This is a genomic window from Burkholderia sp. IDO3 (genome assembly GCF_003366075.1).
GTDB classification, from domain to species: domain Bacteria; phylum Pseudomonadota; class Gammaproteobacteria; order Burkholderiales; family Burkholderiaceae; genus Burkholderia; species Burkholderia anthina.
The window spans coordinates 1,375,058-1,392,362 of record NZ_CP028963.1; the positions used below are offsets into that span (position 1 = coordinate 1,375,058).

At 65.5% G+C, this 17,305-nt stretch carries 15 protein-coding genes; 12 read left to right on the forward strand and 3 right to left on the reverse strand.

Annotation, left to right across the window (positions count from 1 at the left end):
- Window positions 1-191 precede the first annotated feature (191 nt).
- The 7 genes from pstS (at window position 192) to phoR (ending at window position 6,895) form a co-directional block, all read left to right on the forward strand.
- Complete coding sequence (gene pstS, locus DCN14_RS21020) at window positions 192-1,226, forward strand: phosphate ABC transporter substrate-binding protein PstS (protein ID WP_096502748.1); 1,035 nt, start codon at window positions 192-194, stop codon at window positions 1,224-1,226.
- A 94-nt stretch (window positions 1,227-1,320) separates the two neighbouring features.
- Window positions 1,321-2,307, forward strand: coding sequence for a phosphate ABC transporter permease PstC (gene pstC / locus DCN14_RS21025; RefSeq protein WP_096502746.1), 987 nt, complete (start codon window positions 1,321-1,323; stop codon window positions 2,305-2,307).
- Complete coding sequence (gene pstA, locus DCN14_RS21030) at window positions 2,304-3,197, forward strand: phosphate ABC transporter permease PstA (protein WP_096502744.1); 894 nt, start codon at window positions 2,304-2,306, stop codon at window positions 3,195-3,197. The genes pstC and pstA overlap by 4 nt, the downstream gene beginning before the upstream one ends.
- Before the next feature lie 15 nt (window positions 3,198-3,212).
- Complete coding sequence (gene pstB / locus DCN14_RS21035; protein WP_096502742.1) at window positions 3,213-4,061, forward strand: phosphate ABC transporter ATP-binding protein PstB; 849 nt, start codon at window positions 3,213-3,215, stop codon at window positions 4,059-4,061.
- Window positions 4,062-4,079: 18 nt separating this feature from the next.
- A complete protein-coding gene (gene phoU, locus DCN14_RS21040; protein ID WP_096502740.1) occupies window positions 4,080-4,784 on the forward strand; it encodes a phosphate signaling complex protein PhoU in 705 nt (234 codons plus the stop codon).
- A gap of 32 nt (window positions 4,785-4,816) precedes the next feature.
- Window positions 4,817-5,518 (forward strand): phosphate regulon transcriptional regulator PhoB, encoded by a 702-nt coding sequence (phoB, locus tag DCN14_RS21045; protein ID WP_006750313.1) that lies wholly within the window; start codon window positions 4,817-4,819, stop codon window positions 5,516-5,518.
- Window positions 5,519-5,575: 57 nt separating this feature from the next.
- Window positions 5,576-6,895, forward strand: coding sequence for a phosphate regulon sensor histidine kinase PhoR (gene phoR / locus DCN14_RS21050; RefSeq protein WP_096502737.1), 1,320 nt, complete (start codon window positions 5,576-5,578; stop codon window positions 6,893-6,895).
- A gap of 145 nt (window positions 6,896-7,040) precedes the next feature.
- Here the strand turns inward: phoR and ppk1 are convergent, their stop codons facing one another.
- Window positions 7,041-9,104 carry a polyphosphate kinase 1 gene (ppk1, locus tag DCN14_RS21055; protein WP_096502735.1) on the reverse strand — a complete coding sequence of 688 codons (2,064 nt, stop codon included), beginning with the start codon at window positions 9,102-9,104 and terminating at the stop codon, window positions 7,041-7,043.
- A 278-nt stretch (window positions 9,105-9,382) separates the two neighbouring features.
- Here ppk1 and ppx point away from each other — a divergent pair, with 278 nt between their 5' ends.
- The gene (gene ppx, locus DCN14_RS21060; protein ID WP_096502733.1) at window positions 9,383-10,897 is read left to right on the forward strand and encodes an exopolyphosphatase; all 1,515 of its coding nucleotides are present in this window, start codon (window positions 9,383-9,385) and stop codon (window positions 10,895-10,897) included.
- Between the two features lie 75 nt (window positions 10,898-10,972).
- Here ppx and DCN14_RS21065 read toward each other — a convergent pair whose 3' ends face one another.
- Both DCN14_RS21065 and DCN14_RS21070 read right to left on the reverse strand, forming a co-directional pair.
- Entirely contained in the window at window positions 10,973-11,404 is a 432-nt protein-coding gene (locus DCN14_RS21065) for a hypothetical protein (protein ID WP_096502968.1), read from the reverse strand.
- Window positions 11,405-11,594: 190 nt separating this feature from the next.
- On the reverse strand, window positions 11,595-12,410 hold the full coding sequence (locus DCN14_RS21070; protein ID WP_096502731.1) for a LytTR family DNA-binding domain-containing protein: 816 nt from the start codon (window positions 12,408-12,410) through the stop codon (window positions 11,595-11,597).
- A gap of 243 nt (window positions 12,411-12,653) precedes the next feature.
- On the opposite strand from DCN14_RS21070, the gene DCN14_RS21075 reads away from it, so the two are divergent.
- The 4 genes from DCN14_RS21075 to DCN14_RS21090 all read left to right on the forward strand — a co-directional run bounded on the left by DCN14_RS21075 (window position 12,654) and on the right by DCN14_RS21090 (window position 17,282).
- Window positions 12,654-13,268 (forward strand): OmpW family outer membrane protein, encoded by a 615-nt coding sequence (locus DCN14_RS21075; protein WP_096502729.1) that lies wholly within the window; start codon window positions 12,654-12,656, stop codon window positions 13,266-13,268.
- A 166-nt stretch (window positions 13,269-13,434) separates the two neighbouring features.
- Window positions 13,435-14,301 carry a xanthine dehydrogenase family protein subunit M gene (locus DCN14_RS21080; RefSeq protein ID WP_096502728.1) on the forward strand — a complete coding sequence of 289 codons (867 nt, stop codon included), beginning with the start codon at window positions 13,435-13,437 and terminating at the stop codon, window positions 14,299-14,301.
- 31 nt (window positions 14,302-14,332) lie between these two features.
- On the forward strand, window positions 14,333-14,857 hold the full coding sequence (locus tag DCN14_RS21085; RefSeq protein WP_096502726.1) for a (2Fe-2S)-binding protein: 525 nt from the start codon (window positions 14,333-14,335) through the stop codon (window positions 14,855-14,857).
- Window positions 14,858-14,870: 13 nt separating this feature from the next.
- Complete coding sequence (locus DCN14_RS21090; RefSeq protein ID WP_096502724.1) at window positions 14,871-17,282, forward strand: aerobic carbon-monoxide dehydrogenase large subunit; 2,412 nt, start codon at window positions 14,871-14,873, stop codon at window positions 17,280-17,282.
- The last annotated feature ends 23 nt before the right edge of the window (window positions 17,283-17,305 follow it).

The following is a 17,305-nucleotide window of genomic DNA, read 5'->3' on the forward strand; positions in this document are numbered from 1 at the left end:
CTTTCGTCCCGGCAATTCTTGCCGCCATCCTCGCCACGCGGGGCCGCCACGGCCCCGTGCGCACCGCCCGCTACACCCTTTCAACTGGTCATGTTACTGTCACGCCAGTTTCATCGATTGTCACATTACCGTCATGAGCAGCCCCTAACCTTCGCGGTGCCGTAGTCATCCGCTCACACACTGGAGGTCTCATGAAATTGATGCAAACCGCGATTGCCGGCCTGGCTGGCGCGCTTTTCGCAGTCGCCGCGCAAGCTGCCGACATCACGGGCGCAGGCAGCACGTTCGCGATGCCGATCTATACGAAATGGGCTGCTGACTACCAGCAGTCCGGCGGCGCGAAGGTGAACTACCAAGGTATCGGTTCGTCGGGCGGCCTGAAGCAGATCAACGCCAAGACGGTCGATTTTGCCGGTTCGGACGCTCCGCTGAAGGACGACGAGCTCGCGAAGGAAGGCCTGTTCCAGTTCCCGACGGTGGTCGGCGGCGTGGTGCCGGTCGTCAACGTGCCGGGCGTGAAGGCCGGCGAACTGACGCTGTCGGGCCCGGTGCTCGGCGACATCTATCTCGGCAAGATCAAGAAGTGGAACGACCCGGCGATTGTCGCGCTGAACCCGAAGGTCAAGCTGCCGGATACGGACATCGCGGTCGTTCGCCGTGCTGACGGCTCGGGCACGAGCTTCATCTGGACGAACTACCTGTCGAAGGTCAACGGCGACTGGAAGTCGAAGATCGGCGAAGGCACGACGGTCAACTGGCCGACGGGTACGGGCGGCAAGGGCAACGACGGCGTCGCGGCCTTCGTGCAGCGCCTGCCGGGCGCGATCGGCTACGTCGAATGGGCGTACGCGAAGAAGAACAACATGACGTACACGGCGCTGAAGAACACGTCGGGTGCCGTCGTCGAGCCGAAGACCGAAACGTTCAAGGCAGCGGCTGCCGGCGCGAACTGGTCGAAGTCGTTCTACCAGATCCTGACGGACGAGCCGGGCAAGGACGCATGGCCGGTCGTCGGCGCGACGTTCGTGCTGCTGCACGCGAAGCAGGACAAGCCGGGCCAGGGCGCCGAAACGCTGAAGTTCTTCGACTGGGCGTTCAAGAACGGCGAGAAGGCGGCTGACAGCCTCGACTACATCTCGCTGCCGCCGGCCGTCACGGCCGAGATCCGCAAGCAGTGGAAGGTGAAGGTCACGGACGAATCGGGCAAGCCGGTCGCCGCGGAGTAAGCAATACAGCGGTTCGCTGCCCGGCCGTGCCGGCCGGGCAGCGTGTGCGGTAAGGCCGGGCGTCACGGCGCCCGGCGATCCAGAACAGGCGCCCATGTCTGAAATTTCCTATACGTCTTCCCGGTCCGCCGACGCCGCGTCGCAACGCGCGCCGAGCCGTCTCGGCGACGTTGTCTTCGGCGGCCTCGCACGGCTGGCCGCGATCGTGACCCTGCTGCTGCTGGGCGGGATCATCATTTCCCTGATCATTGCGTCGCTGCCGACCATCGAGAAGTTCGGCCTCGGCTTCCTGTGGCAATCCGAGTGGGATCCGAACTCGGATGTCTATGGCGCACTCGTGCCGATCTACGGCACGATCGTGACGTCGCTGATTGCGCTCGTCATCGCGGTGCCGGTCAGTTTCGGCGTCGCGCTGTTCCTCACCGAGCTGTCCCCCGTGTGGCTGCGCCGCCCGCTCGGCATCGCGATCGAGCTGCTCGCCGCGATTCCGTCGATCGTGTACGGCATGTGGGGCCTGCTCGTGTTCGCCCCGATCTTCGCCGAATACTTCCAGAAGCCGATCGGCCATCTCTTCAAGGACGTGTGGGTGCTCGGCCCGCTGACGGCAGGCCCGCCGATCGGCATCGGCATTCTCGCGGCCGGCGTGATCCTCGCGATCATGATCATCCCGTACATCGCGTCGGTGATGCGCGACGTGTTCGAAGTCACGCCCGTGCTGCTGAAGGAGTCGGCATACGGGATCGGCTGCACGACGTGGGAAGTCATGTGGAAAGTCGTGCTGCCCTATACGAAGACCGGCGTGATCGGCGGCGTGATGCTCGGCCTCGGCCGCGCACTCGGCGAAACGATGGCCGTGACGTTCGTGATCGGCAATACGAACCTGCTCGACAGCGTGTCGCTGTTCGCATCGGGCAACAGCATCACGTCGGCGCTCGCGAACGAATTCGCGGAAGCGGAGCCGGGCCTGCATACGTCCGCCCTGATGGAACTGGGCCTGATCCTGTTCGTGATCACGTTCATCGTGCTGTCCATCTCCAAACTGCTGCTGCTTCGTCTCGAGAAGGGAGAGGGCAAGAAATGAGCGAGCCCATCATGAATTTCCCGGGGCCGGACGGCGCCGTGCTCGACGCGATGCGCAGCCGCCTGCAGCGCAAGCGCAAGGTGACCAACGCGATCGCGCTCACCGCGTCGCTCGGTGCGATGGCCTTCGGCCTGCTGTGGCTCGTGTGGATCCTGTACACGACCGTGCACCTCGGTATCGGTGGCCTGACGCTGCAACTGTTCACCGAATCGACGCCGGCACCGAACACGGAAGGCGGCGGTCTCGCGAACGCGATCGTCGGCAGCTTGCTGCTGTGCGGTTTCGGCACGCTGATCGGCACGCCGATCGGCATCCTCGCGGGCGTCTATCTTGCCGAGTACGGCCAGAAGAACCTGCTGGCGAGCACGATCCGCTTCATCAACGACATCCTGCTGTCGGCGCCGTCGATCGTCATCGGCCTGTTCGTGTACGCGATCGTGGTCGCGAAGTCCGGCCGCTTCTCGGGCTGGGCCGGCGTCATCGCGCTCGCGCTGCTGCAGATTCCGATCGTGATCCGCACGACCGAGAACATGCTGAAGCTCGTGCCGAACGCGCTGCGCGAAGCGGCCGTCGCGCTCGGTACGCCGAAGTGGCGCATGGTGCTGAAGATCACGCTGCGCGCGTCGGTCGGCGGGATCGTGACGGGCGTGCTGCTCGCGATCGCGCGGATCGCCGGCGAAACGGCGCCGCTGCTGTTCACGGCACTGTCGAACCAGTTCTTCTCGTGGGACATGAGCCAGCCGATGGCCAACCTGCCCGTCACGATCTACAAGTTCGCGATGAGCCCGTTCGCGGAATGGCAGTCGCTCGCGTGGGCGGGCGTGTTCCTGATTACGCTCGGGGTGCTCGGACTCAACGTCCTGGCGCGCTCGATCTTCTCGAAAAAGTAACGGCGGAGCAATCCGATGAATATGGCAGAAAGCCACCTGAATCCCGTCGAGCGCGCCGCAGCGCCCGCCGGCACGCAAGACGCGACGCATGGCCGTCCGCTGGCGCCGCTGAACGCGAAGATCGAGGTCAACAACCTCAACTTCTTCTACAACAAGTTCCACGCGCTGAAGAACATCAACCTGCGCATTCCCGAAGGGAAGGTGACGGCGTTCATCGGCCCGTCGGGCTGCGGCAAGTCGACGCTGCTGCGCACGTTCAACAAGATGTATGCGCTTTATCCGGAGCAGCGCGCGGAAGGCGAAATCATGATGGACGGCGAGAACCTGCTGACCACCAAGCGCGACATCTCGCTGCTGCGCGCGCGGATCGGCATGGTGTTCCAGAAGCCGACCCCGTTCCCGATGTCGATCTACGACAACATCGCGTTCGGTGTGAAGATGTTCGAAAAGCTCACGCGCTCGGAGATGGACGATCGCGTCGAGTGGGCGCTGACGAAGGCCGCGCTGTGGAACGAAGTGAAGGACAAGCTGAACCAGAGCGGTTATGGCCTGTCCGGCGGCCAGCAGCAGCGTCTGTGCATCGCGCGCGGCATCGCGATCCGTCCGGAAGTGCTGCTGCTCGACGAGCCGTGCTCGGCGCTCGACCCGATCTCGACGGGCCGCATCGAAGAGCTGATCGCGGAGCTGAAGAGCGACTACACGGTCGTGATCGTCACGCACAACATGCAGCAGGCCGCACGCTGCTCGGACTTCACGGCCTACATGTACCTGGGCGAGCTGATCGAATTCGGCGAAACCGAAAAGATCTTCATCAAGCCGGTGCGCAAGGAAACGGAAGACTACATCACCGGCCGCTTCGGCTGATGACGGAGAACAACAACCATGTCGGATAAACATCTGTCGAGCCAGTTCGACGCGGATCTCAATGCCGTGTCGTCGCAAGTGCTGGAAATGGGCGGACTCGTCGAGTCGCAGATCGTCGGCGCGATGCATGCGCTGAACGAGTTCGACCGCGACGCGGCCGAGCGCGTGATCGCGGCCGAGGAAACGCTGAACGCGATGGAAGTCGATATCGACCAGGAGTGCGGCAACATCATCGCGCGGAGACAGCCTGCCGCGCGTGACCTGCGTCTTCTGATGTCGATTTCGAAAACGATTACGAACCTCGAGCGCGCCGGCGACGAGGCCGAGAAGATCGCGAAGCGCGTGCGTCGCCTGGTCGACGAACCGGCCGCGCGCACGGTGAACATCGCCGAGATCAAGATATCGGGCGAGATGGCCGTGACGATCCTGCGCCGCGCGCTCGACGCGTTCGCGCGCCTCGATACGGTGGCTGCCGCGCAGATCGTCAAGGACGACAAGGAAATCGACCAGGAATTCCGTGCGTTCGTGCGCAAGCTCGTGTCGTACATGCAGGAAGATCCGCGCACGATCTCGGTCGGTCTCGAATACCTGTTCATCGCGAAGGCGATCGAGCGGATCGGCGACCATGCGAAGAACATCGCCGAGTTCATCATCTACATCGTGAAGGGCACCGACGTGCGGCACCAGCCGCGCGACACGCTCGACCGCGAAGCCAACAGTTAACGCGTCTACGTACAGGGAAAAAAGAGGTGCCGATGCCCAGCAACATTCTCGTCGTTGAAGATGAGCCCGCGATTTCCGAACTGATCTCGGTGAATCTCCAGCATGCCGGTCACTGCCCGATCCGCGCGTACAACGCGGAGCAGGCGCAGAACCTGATCAGCGATGTGCTGCCCGATCTCGTGCTGCTCGACTGGATGCTGCCGGGCAAGTCCGGTATTGCGTTTGCGCGCGACCTGCGCAACAACGAACGGACCAAGCATATCCCGATCATCATGCTGACCGCGCGCGGCGACGAGCAGGACAAGGTGCTCGGCCTCGAAATCGGCGCGGACGACTACGTGACCAAGCCGTTCTCGCCGAAGGAACTGATGGCGCGCATCAAGGCCGTGCTGCGCCGCCGTGCGCCGCAGCTGACCGAGGACGTCGTGTCGATCAACGGGCTGCGGCTCGACCCGGCCACGCATCGTGTGGCCGCGCATGGCGACGGCAGCGAGATCAAGCTCGATCTCGGCCCGACCGAATTCCGCCTGCTGCATTTTTTCATGACGCACCCGGAGCGCGTGCACAGCCGCACGCAACTGCTCGATCAGGTCTGGGGCGATCACGTGTTCGTCGAAGAGCGCACCGTCGACGTCCACATCAAACGATTGCGCGCGGCCTTGAAACCGGCCGGCTGCGATGCGATGATCGAGACCGTGCGCGGCAGCGGCTACCGGCTCGCGAAGCACGCGTAACGTATCCGGACATGCCGTGTGCCACGGCGTGCCGTTCATTCTTTCGGGCGCTGAATCATGAACATCATCTGGGCGCGCTTTCTGGTGTCGCTCGTGCTGCTCGTGCTGATCAGCGTATTGGTCGGCGTGTTCGCCGGCCCGATCGCGGCCCTCGGGTTCGCGGTCGTGATGCTGGTCGCACAGAGCTTCTTCAGTACCTTCCATACGCAACGCCTGTGGCGTTTGCTCGATGCGCCCGTCTATGGCGAGGTGCCGAGCGCACCGGGCATCTGGGGCGAAATCTACTACCGGCTGCACAAGCTCGCGAAGCAGTGGCACGCACAGGTGCGACAGGTCGAGCAGCAGCATTCGCGCTTCATCCAGGCGATCCAGGCGTCGCCGAACGGCGTCGCGATGCTCGACGACCACGACCAGATCGAATGGTGCAATGCGATCGCCGAGGTGCACTTCGGCCTCGATGCGAAGCGCGACCTGCGCCAGCACATCACGAACCTGGTGCGTCATCCGGATTTCGTCCGCTACCTGAACGCGCAGCATTACGACGAGACGCTCGTGATGCGCGGGATGGGCGACTCGCGGCAGAACGTGCTGGCCGTGCAGGTGTTTCCGTACGGCGAGAACCGCAAGCTGCTGCTCACGCAGGACATCACCGAGCTCGAGCGTACCGACGCGATGCGCCGCGACTTCGTCGCGAACGTGTCGCACGAGCTGAAGACGCCGCTTACCGTGTTGTCGGGCTTTCTCGAGACGATGCGCGAACTGCCGCTGAACGAGGAAGATCGCGCGCGCTATCTCGAGATGATGGAGCAGCAGGCATCGCGGATGCGGCACATCGTGACCGACCTGCTGGTGCTCGCGAAGCTCGAGGGCGAGAGCAAGCCGCCGACCGATCGCGCGATCGACATGCGTGCCGTGTTCGACCATCTGAAGGAAGATGCGCAGACGCTGTCGAACGGGCATCACGAGATCGCGTTCACGATCGACGAGACGCTCGGCGTGACGGGTGCGCAGACCGAAGTATTCAGTGCGTTCGCGAATCTCGTCACCAACGCGATCCGCTATACGCCCGATGGCGGCAAGATCTGCGTGACGTGGCGACGCGAGGGCGCGCAGGGCGTGTTCTCCGTCACCGACAGCGGCTTCGGCATTCCCGCCGCCGACCTGCCGCGGCTCACCGAGCGCTTCTACCGCGTCGACCGCAGCCGTTCGCGCGATACGGGCGGCACGGGCCTCGGCCTCGCCATCGTCAAGCACGTGCTGCAGCGGCACGACTCGCACCTGTACGTGCAGAGCGAGGAAGGGCGCGGCAGCACGTTTACCGCACGCTTCCCGGCCGCGCGGATCATCGCGATCCGGCCGGCCGCGTTCGAAGCGTGATGGTGTGACGGCTTGATGCGGGTCGTGCGCGCTTGTACCGCGCGCACGATCTGAAATGAAAAAGGCACAGCCCGCGGGCTGTGCCTTTTTCATTGGCTGCGCGGCGCGCCAAAACCCAAACGCGCGCGCCGCATGCGTTGCCTTCCTACGAGCAGAACTTCGCGAGCAGCCCGAGCTGCGCATTGCGGATCGTCTTGCCCGCGCGGCGCCGGCGGTAGTGGCCGTCGCTGTGCATCAGCCACGCCGACTGGTTGTCGCCGAGGCAGACCGACAGGCCTTCGGCGATCACGCGGCGCTTCAGCTTGCGCTCGCGAATCGGGAACGCGACTTCGACGCGGCGGAACAGGTTGCGATCCATCCAGTCGGCGCTCGACAGATAGACGTCCTCGGTGCCGCCCGCATGGAAATAGTAGATGCGGTGGTGTTCGAGGAAGCGGCCGACGATCGAGCGCACCGTGATGTTGTCCGACAAACCCGGCACGCCCGGCTTCAGCGCGCACACGCCGCGCACGATCAGGTCGACCTTGACGCCCGCCTGCGACGCTTCGTACAGCGCGGCGATCACCGACGGCTCCAGCAGCGCGTTCATTTTCGCGACCACGCGCGCGCGCTTGCCGGCGCGCGCATTGTCGATCTCCGCGCGGATCGATTCGATGATGCGCGGATGCAGCGTGAACGGCGACTGCCACAGATCGTGCAGCGTGAGCTCGCCGCCGATCCCGGTCAGTTGCTGGAACACGTGGTGGACGTCCTCGCAGATCTTCTGGTCGGCCGTCATCAGCCCGAAGTCGGTGTAGAGGCGGGCGGTGCGCGGGTGATAGTTGCCGGTGCCGAGGTGCACGTAGCGGCGCAGCGATGCCTTGCCGCCCTGCACGACGCGCCGCACGATCAGCATCATCTTCGCGTGGCACTTGTGGCCGACCACGCCGTACACGACATGCGCGCCGACGGCTTCGAGCTGCGACGCCCAGTTGATGTTGGTTTCCTCGTCGAAGCGCGCGAGCAGTTCGACGACGACGGTCACTTCCTTGCCGTTGCGCGCGGCTTCCATCAGCGCGTCCATCAGCGGCGAATCGGTGCCGGTGCGGTAGATCGTCTGCTTGATCGCGACGACGCTCGGATCCTTCGCGGCCTGCTGCAGCAGTTCGAGCACCGGCTGGAAGCTCTCGTACGGGTGATGCAGCAGGATGTCGCCGTTGTCGATCGCGTCGAACATCGTCGGCGCATTCGTGATCGCGGGCGGAGTCGACGCGGTGAACGGCGCGAACTTCAGGTCGGGGCGGTCGACGAGATCGGGAATCTGCATCAGGCGCACGAGGTTCACCGAACCGGTCACGCGATAGCAGTCCTTGTCGTCGAGCAGGCTTTCCTCGAGCAGGCGCCGGACGATGTGCGCCGGCGTGTCGGCCGACACTTCGAGCCGCACGGCGTTGCCGAGGTGGCGCGCGGGCAGCTCGCCCTGCAGCGCGACGCGCAGGTTCGTGATTTCGTCCTCGTCGACGAACAGTTCGCTGTTGCGCGTGATGCGGAACTGGTTGCAGCTCTTCACGACGAGTTGCGGGAACAGTTCGCCGACGAAGCGCTGCATGAACGAGCTGAGCAGCACGAAGCCGTGCTCGAAGCCCGACAGCGCCTGCGGCATGCGCACGACGCGCGGCAGCGCGCGCGGCGCCTGCACGATGCCCATGACCGCCTGGCGGCCGAACGCGTCGCGGCCTTCGAGCTCGACGACGAAGTTCAGGCTCTTGTTCAGCACGCGCGGGAACGGGTGGGCGGGATCGAGGCCGATCGGCGTGAGCACCGGCAGCAGCTCGTCGAAGAAGTAGGCGCGCGCCCATTCGAGCTGCGCGTCGTTCCACGTGTCGGTCGCATGGAAGTAGATGCCTTCCTGTTCGAGCGCGGGCAGCACGGTTTCGTGCAGCATCGTGTACTGACGGTGGACCAGCCGCTGCGCGCGCTCGACGACGAGGTCGTAAGCGTGCTGTAACGACATGCCGTCGGGCGTCAGCGCGCCGGGGTTGTCGCGGATCTGTTCCTGAAGGCCGGCCATCCGGACTTCGAAGAATTCGTCGAGGTTGCTGCTCGTGATGCAGATGAAACGCAAGCGCTCGAGCAACGGAATTTGCGGGTCGGCCGCCTGGGCCAGCACACGCTCGTTGAAACCGAGGATGCCCAGTTCACGATTGAGAAGTGGATAACGGACGGACATCGGCAGAGTAGGGGGTGATTCGGGCGATGATTCGAAAGGACGCTCGGAAACTCTCACGATACGATGACGTGAAGATGACAATGACGTATTTATATCGGGAAATTCTATGCTGGAACCATTTTGTCTCGTAAATGTTTCGAATATATACAATCTACAGGCGTCCATGCCCGTGAAGCGTGGCAATGGCAAGCGTTCCACGCTTAAAATGTCGCCTTTGATTGATCGCCCCGCGGTGCCCGACCGGTGACTGCGGGGGAACGCGCACGGAGCCCCTTCTGATGGTTACATCCCCCCACTTGCTGGCTGCCGTGGATCTCGGCTCGAACAGCTTCCGGCTGATTGTCGGGCGCATCGAGGAGACCCCGGCGGGCAGCCAGATCTATCCCGTCGATGCACTGCGTGAGCCCGTGCGACTGGCCGCGGGCCTGTCGAGCGACAAGATGCTCGATCGCGCATCGCAGGAGCGTGGCTGGGAGGCACTCAAGCGGTTCGGCGAGCGCCTGCGCGACTTTCATCCCGATCATGTGCGCGCGGTGGCGACCAACACGCTGCGCGTCGCGAAGAACGCGGGCGAATTTCTCGGCGAGGCCGAAGCGGCGCTTGGTTTTCCGATCGAAGTGATCGCGGGCCGCGAAGAGGCGCGCCTGATCTATGCGGGCGCCGCGCATTCGGTGCCGGCGAGTGCCGGCAAGCGGCTCGTCGTCGACATCGGCGGCGGCTCGACCGAATTCATCATCGGCTCGCACTACACGCCGATCGTGATGGAGAGCCTCTATATCGGCTGCGTAAGTCACAGCCGTGCATTCTTCCCGGCCGGCAACGTCGACGAATACACGATGCGGCAGGCCGAACTCGCGGCGAAGCGCGAGATCCAGATCATTTCCAGCGAGTACAAGAAGGCGGGCTGGGACCAGGCGATCGGTTCGTCCGGTACCGCGCGCGCGCTCGCCGAACTCGTCGAGGCGAACGGCTTCAACGACCCGGGCATCACGCACGGCATTTCGCGCGGCGGCCTCGAACGGCTGAAGCGTGCGCTGATCAAGTCCGAGAACGTGAACCGGCTGAAGCTGATCGCGCTGAAGCCCGATCGCGTGCCGGTGCTCGCCGGCGGCCTCGCGATCATGCTCGCGGTGTTCGAGGAACTGGGCGTCGACTATGTCGACACCACCGACGGCGCGCTGCGTCTGGGCGTGCTGTACGACCTGCTCGGCCGGACCCAGCACGAGGACATGCGCGCGGTGACCGTCGAGGGCTTCACGCGTCGCTATGGTGTCGATCGTGCACAGGCCGCGCGCATCGGTGCGCTTGCGGGACGTTTCTACAACGAGCTCGACGAATCCGACGACGAAGCGCGTGAGGAAGGCCGGATGTTCCTCGGCTGGGCCGCCGCGTTGCACGAGATCGGCCTGTCGATTTCGCACAGTGCGTATCACAAGCATTCGGCCTATATCGCGAGCAACGCGGACATGCCGGGTTTCTCGCGTACCGACCAGGCGCGCCTCGCCGCGCTCGTGCTCGGCCATGCGGGCAAGCTCGGCAAGCTGTCGCAGGCGCGCGAGGTCGAATGGCCGCTGCTGTTCTGCCTGCGGCTCGCGGCGCTGCTGTGCCGGCGCCGGACCGATGCCGGGCTGCCGGATATTTCCGTGTCGCAGATGAAGAAGGGCGGCTATGAAGTGCGGCTGCCGGGCGCATGGGTCGAGCAGAACCCGCTGACCGACTACAGCCTCAGCCAGGAGGCGGCCGAATGGGAGAAGGTCGGTATTCCGTATCGCGTCGTCTATACGGGCGCGTGATGGGGCGGTGAGGCGGTCGTGGCGGTGGCGCACGCCGATGCGCGCTGCCACGGTCCTGCATGCGTTGCGACGCGTTCAGTCCGAGCACACGATCGCGGTCAGGAACGGAAACGCCTGCTTGACGGTCGCGTCGCTGCCGGCCTTGCGCACGGCCTGTTCCACCGCGCTTTTCGTACCGCGTACCACGACGCCGTACGCCCACTCGCCGATCGGCGTGCCGTCGCCCGGCTGGAAGATCGGATCGTTCGCCTGATAGCCGAGCACGACGTACACGCCGAAGCCGTACGCGGTCAGCGGGCGGTTCGTGCGGAACGCGTTCACCGAATTCGCTTCGACGTGCATCGGCGCCGACTGGATGTCGCCGGCCTCGAGCAGCGGTGCGACGAACTTGTGGCCGTCCGAATGGCAGTCGAGCGCGTTGTCGAGGGTCTTGGCCGACACGGCACCGGTGGCCGCGAGGGCGAGTAGCGCGCCGCAGAGGGCGGTCTTCAGAACGTTGTTTTTCATGCGCGAGTGCAGGTTGTTCGTGGCCATTATCGCGTGTTCCCGCACGGGGCGTACGCGGGCGCGGGGCAGGACGCCGGCCGGTCGGCCCGACGGCGGCAGCGCGTGCCGTCGAACCCATCGCACGCGTCGGCCGATCCGGTTCGCGGTGAAATAGAAAAAGAGAATGGCGGCGTCGGCGCGATTGTTTTTTCTAAACGACGCCCAGCAGTTCCTTCAACTGCGCGGCCCTGGCCCGGCTGACGGGCACCGTCGTGCGCTCCTCGTCGCCCATCACGAGGCTGACGCCTTCGTCGGTTTTCGCGAGTTCGACCGCATGCGGCAGGCTGACGATATGGCTGCGATGCACGCGCAGGTAGATGCTGCTGTCGAGCCGCAGTTCGAGATCGGCGAGCGACAGGTTCGACAGGTAGCGGTCGTCCCGTGTGACGATCGTCGTGTAGTGTCCGTCGCCCTGGAAGCGGACGATGTCCTTCAGGTCGATCAGGATCACGCGATTGCGCCGGTACACCGGAATCTTGAACAGGCGGCGCGGCGCCTGATGCTGCGCTTCCGGCGTACGCTGCGCGGGTTCCGTCGTGATGTCCGTGACGTCGTAGAAGATCATGCAGGTGCCGCACACGCCGTTGCGGTTCGACATCTTCGACACCTTGATCATCAGGATCCGGTCGGGAATGTTGATCATCATCGCGAGCGGCGGCGGCGACTTCACCGGGCAGCCGCCCGCGTCCTGCGAATGCAGCAGGAACCGCAGCTTGTCGCGGCTCTTCTCGGGATGCAGTTGCAGCACGTCGATGCCGAGCAGCGCGTCCGGCGCGACGCCGAGCGATTGCTCGGCCGCGGGCCCGAGGATCTGCATCGCGACGTCGTTGAACGCGGTGACATGTCCGTCGGCATCGAGCCAGACCATCCCGGGATTGAACTGTTCGAGCTTGTGCTGGAACGTCTCGTGATGGGGCGGCGCCGGGGCCGGTTGAGCGGATGCCGAAGCGCGCTCCAGCGGGTCCATTCGGAGTCTCCTGTCCGTGCGGCACGCACGCCGCTGCCGGGTAATGTCTTCTAGGTTGTATTCCGTTTCCGGTATTCACGCAAGTTTCCACGCCGTTCATGCAGGCAAACCCGCATTCCGCGAAATCGCGTTTGAATTGCGGCGCCGCGCGGTGGAATCTTCGCGTTGCCGGCGCGGCGCCAGCGTATCCCCGGGCGAGCAGCCGGCGGCACGACGAAGCAAAACAAGAAAAAGGAGACGATCATGACGCGCAACCTGCGTGCAGCCTGCGGCGCGGCGGCGGTGCTGGCCGCGGCGGCGCCTGTACCGGCCGCGGCGGACCAGGGCGACATCCTGGCCCGCGTCCGGCTGCTGAGCATCCAGCCCGATACGTCCGCGTCGAACACGTTGTCCGCGCTCGGCGTCGGCGCGAACAATTCGATCGTGCCGGAACTCGATTTCACGTGGATGGCGACCGCGAATCTCGGCCTCGAGCTGATCCTCGGCACGACGCGCAACACGGTCACGTCGAATCTCGGCACGCTCGGCCGTGTCGGCATTCTGCCGCCCACGCTCACGCTCCAGTGGCACTTCAATCCGCAGGGCCGCATCCGGCCCTACGTCGGCGCGGGCCTGAATTACACGCTGTTCTACAACAGCTCGCTGCAGGCGGGCGGGCAGCACGTCGGCATCACGAATCACAGCTTCGGCCCCGCGTTCCAGGCGGGCGTCGACGTGCAGGTGACGAAGAAGCTGTTCGTCAACGCGGACATCAAGAAGATCTACATGCGCACCGATGCGACGCTCGACGGGCAGCCGCTCGGCACGCTGAAGCTCGATCCGTGGGTGTTCGGCATCGGCGTCGGGATGACGTTCTGACGGCACGCGGCCGGCGCGCCGCCAGTCGCGCGGCATGCCCGTCGTTCACGTGCCGTTGCCGCAATTCAGGCAGGCAATCGACCGTTGGCGAACTCGCGTTGAAATGCTGCACCGTGTTGTGAAATGCTGAACCGGTGAAGTCAGACCTATCGCGGAGACGACGATCGTGATCCCCCGTCCATTCGAGTATCACGCCCCCACGAGCCTGCCCGAAGCGCTGTCGCTGCTGGATCAGTACGGCGACGGCGCGAAGCTGCTCGCGGGCGGCCACAGCCTGCTGCCGATGATGAAGCTGCGCTTCGCGGCGCCCGATCATCTGATCGATCTCGGGCGGCTCGCCGAGCTGAAGGGCATCCGCGAGGCCGGCGACGAGATCCGCATCGGCGCGATGACCACCGAGAACGAGCTGATCTGGTCGCCGCTGTTGCAGCGCGCGTGCCCGCTGCTCGTCGAAGGCGCGCGGCTGATCTCCGATCCGCAGGTGCGCTATCGCGGCACGCTCGGCGGCGACATCTCGCATGCCGATCCCGGCAACGACCATCCGGCGCTGATGATCGCGCTCGACGCGTCGTTCGTGCTGGTCGGCCCGCACGGCGAGCGCGTCGTGCCGGCCGACGGCTTCTTCCTCGGCACTTACGCGACGCAGATGGCGCCGTCCGAGATCCTGACCGAGATCCGTATCCCGACGCCCGCGCCGGGCGCCGGCTACTGCTATGCGAAGCTCAAGCGCAAGACCGGCGATTTCGCGACGGCGGCGTGCGCGGTCGTGCTGACGATGCAGGCCGACACCGTGCGCGACGTGCGGATCGCACTGACCAACGTTGCGCAGGCGGCGCTGCGCGCGACCGACGCCGAAGCGGCGCTGCGCGGCGCGCCGCTCGATGCGGCGCATCTGGACGACGCCGTGCGGCGGGCGATGGCCGTGTGCGATCCGGTCGAGGATCTGCGCGGCGACGTCGAATACAAGACGGCGATGGCCGGCGAGATGACGCGCCGCGCGTTGACGACCGCGCTCGCCCGCGCCGCGCATTGATCCGCATCGAACCCGCATCGAGGAGACTGCGATGAGCAAGAAAGTGATGGTGTCGTTCACGCTGAACGGCGCGAGCGCGGACGTGGTGGTCGAGCCGCGCGAGCTGCTGATTCACACGCTGCGCGAGAAATGCCTGCACACCGGCCCGCATATCGGTTGCGAGACGTCGCACTGCGGCGCCTGCACGGTCGACCTGAACGGCGCGTCGGTCAAGTCGTGCACGGTGCTGACCGTGCAGGCCGAAGGCGCGACGCTCGTCACCGTGGAAGGGCTCGCGAACGGCGGCGAGCTGCACGCGCTGCAGGAGGGCTTCATGCAGGAGCACGGCTTGCAGTGCGGCTTCTGCACGCCCGGCATGCTCACGCGCGCGTACCGGCTGCTGCAGGAAAACCCGGACCCGAGCGAGGAAGAGATCCGCTACTGGATGGCCGGCAACCTGTGCCGCTGCACGGGCTACCAGAACATCGTGAAGGCGGTGCAGTACGCGGCGCGCAAGCTGCGCGGCGAGGCGGTGGAAACGTCGCATCCGCTCGTCGCCGAAACGGCGTCGCACTGAACGGGAGGCCGCCATGGGCAATGTCGAAACCCAGTTCGAGCGCGTCGCCGCGCTCGAGGGCATGGGCTGTTCGCGCAAGCGCCGCGAAGATCCGCGCTTCATCCAGGGCAAGGGCACCTACGTCGACGACGTGAAGATGCCCGGCATGCTGTTCGGCGCAATGGTGCGCAGCCCGTACGCGCATGCGCGCATCCTGAAGATCGACACGAGCCGCGCGCTCGCGCATCCGGGCGTGCATGCGGTGCTCACCGCCGAGGACCTGAAGCCGCTGAAGCTGCACTGGATGCCGACGCTCGCGGGCGACGTGCAGGCGGTGCTCGCGGACGGCAAGGTGTCGTTCCAGAACCAGGAGGTCGCGTTCGTCGTCGCGGACGATCGCTACGTCGCCGCCGACGCCGCCGAGCTGGTCGATGTCGAGTACGAGGAGCTGCCGCCCGTCGTCGATGCGCTGCATGCGCTCGATCCGGACGCGCCGGTGATCCGCGAGGACATTCGCGATCGCGACACGGGCGCGCACGGCCCGCGCCGGCATCCGAACCACATCTTCACGTGGACGATCGGCGACAAGGACAAGACCGCGCGCGCGTTCGACAACGCGGAAGTGACGGTCACGCAGCAGATGTGGTATCCGCGCGTGCATCCGTGCCCGCTCGAGACCTGCGGCTGCGTCGCGTCGTTCGACAAGGCGCGCGGCGATTTGCTGGTCTACATCACGTCGCAGGCGCCGCACGTGGTGCGCACGGTGGTCGGGCTGCTGTCGTCGATTCCGGAATCGAAGATCCGCATCGTGTCGCCGGACATCGGCGGCGGCTTCGGCAACAAGGTCGGCGTCTATCCGGGCTACGTGACGTCGATCGTCGCGTCGATCGTGCTCGGCCGGCCCGTGAAGTGGATCGAATCGCGCGCGGAGAACCTGAGCTCGACCGCGTTCGCGCGCGACTATCACATGACCGGCGAGCTCGCGGCCGACGCGACCGGCCGCATCAAGGCGCTGCGCGTGCAGGTGACGGCCGATCACGGCGCGTTCGACGCGTGCGCGGACCCGAGCAAGTGGCCGGCCGGGATGTTCCACGTGTGCACGGGTTCCTACGACATTCCGAATGCGTTCGTCGCGGTCGACGGCGTGTATACGAACAAGTTTCCGGGCGGCGTCGCGTATCGCTGTTCGTTCCGCGTGACCGAGGCCGTCTATCTGATCGAGCGGATGATCGACGTGCTCGCGCAGAAGCTCGGCATCGACAAGGCCGAGATCCGGTTGCGCAATTTCATCCGCAAGGAGCAGTTCCCGTATGCGACGCCGCTCGGCCTCGAATACGATTCGGGCAATTACGCGCCCGCGCTCGAAAAGGTGCTAGCCGCGGTCGACTATCCGGCGCTGCGCGCCGAGCAGGCCGCGCGGCGCGCGGACCCGGATGCGGAGTGGCTGATGGGCATCGGCATCACGACCTTCACCGAGATCGTCGGCGCGGGGCCGTCGAAGATGTGCGACATCCTCGGCGTCGGGATGTTCGATTCGTGCGAGATCCGCGTACACCCGGACGGCTCGGCGATCGCGCGGATGGGCACCATCACGCAGGGGCAGGGCCACCAGACCACCTATGCGCAGATCATCGCGTCCGAGGCCGGCATTCCGGCGTCGGTGATCACGGTCGAGGAGGGCGACACGTCGACCGCGCCTTACGGGCTCGGCACCTACGGTTCGCGCTCGACGCCGGTGGCCGGCGCGGCGGTCGCGCGCGCGTCGCGCAAGATCCGCGAGAAGGCGAGGCGGATTGCCGCGCACCTGCTCGAGGCGAGCCCCGACGACGTCGAGTTCGATCTCGACCGCTTCGTGCTGAAAGGCGCGCCAGACCAGTTCCGCACGCTGAAGCAGGTTGCCTGGGCCGCGTACAACGACGTGCCGGAAGGCATGGAGATGGGGCTGGAGGCGGTCGACTACTACGATCCGCCGAACTTCACGTTCCCGTTCGGCGCGTACCTGTGCGTGCTCGACGTGAACCGGCACACCGGGGAGACGCGCGTGCGCCGCTTCTATGCGCTCGACGACTGCGGCACGCGGATCAACCCGATGATCATCGAAGGGCAGATCCACGGCGGGCTGACCGAGGGCTTCGCGGTTGCGATGGGGCAGGAGCTGCCGTACGACGAGGCCGGCAACCTGCTCGGCGGCACGTTGATGGACTACTTCGTGCCGACCGCCGTCGAGACGCCGCACTGGGATACGGACTACACGGTGACGCCGTCGCCGCATCACCCGATCGGCGCGAAGGGTGTGGCCGAATCGCCGCACGTCGGCTCGATCCCGTGCTTCACGGCCGCGGTGGTCGACGCATTCGCGCATCTCGGCGTCACCCACATGAACATGCCGCACAACGCGTATCGCGTGTGGCAGCAAAGTCGGGCGCTCGGTCTCACGCGGCAGTGACGCCGCGTGCCGCGGCTGGGAGA

Bases quoted from the DNA above. Each gene is read 5' to 3' on its own strand.
- pstS (WP_096502748.1), top strand. From the start codon at position 192: ATGAAATTGATGCAAACCGCGATTGCCGGCCTGGCTGGCGCGCTTTTC.
- pstC (WP_096502746.1), top strand. From the start codon at position 1,321: ATGTCTGAAATTTCCTATACGTCTTCCCGGTCCGCCGACGCCGCGTCG.
- pstA (WP_096502744.1), top strand. From the start codon at position 2,304: ATGAGCGAGCCCATCATGAATTTCCCGGGGCCGGACGGCGCCGTGCTC.
- pstB (WP_096502742.1), top strand. From the start codon at position 3,213: ATGAATATGGCAGAAAGCCACCTGAATCCCGTCGAGCGCGCCGCAGCG.
- phoU (WP_096502740.1), top strand. From the start codon at position 4,080: ATGTCGGATAAACATCTGTCGAGCCAGTTCGACGCGGATCTCAATGCC.
- phoB (WP_006750313.1), top strand. From the start codon at position 4,817: ATGCCCAGCAACATTCTCGTCGTTGAAGATGAGCCCGCGATTTCCGAA.
- phoR (WP_096502737.1), top strand. From the start codon at position 5,576: ATGAACATCATCTGGGCGCGCTTTCTGGTGTCGCTCGTGCTGCTCGTG.
- ppk1 (WP_096502735.1), bottom strand. From the start codon at position 9,104: ATGTCCGTCCGTTATCCACTTCTCAATCGTGAACTGGGCATCCTCGGT.
- ppx (WP_096502733.1), top strand. From the start codon at position 9,383: ATGGTTACATCCCCCCACTTGCTGGCTGCCGTGGATCTCGGCTCGAAC.
- DCN14_RS21065 (WP_096502968.1), bottom strand. From the start codon at position 11,404: ATGAAAAACAACGTTCTGAAGACCGCCCTCTGCGGCGCGCTACTCGCC.
- DCN14_RS21070 (WP_096502731.1), bottom strand. From the start codon at position 12,410: ATGGACCCGCTGGAGCGCGCTTCGGCATCCGCTCAACCGGCCCCGGCG.
- DCN14_RS21075 (WP_096502729.1), top strand. From the start codon at position 12,654: ATGACGCGCAACCTGCGTGCAGCCTGCGGCGCGGCGGCGGTGCTGGCC.
- DCN14_RS21085 (WP_096502726.1), top strand. From the start codon at position 14,333: ATGAGCAAGAAAGTGATGGTGTCGTTCACGCTGAACGGCGCGAGCGCG.
- DCN14_RS21090 (WP_096502724.1), top strand. From the start codon at position 14,871: ATGGGCAATGTCGAAACCCAGTTCGAGCGCGTCGCCGCGCTCGAGGGC.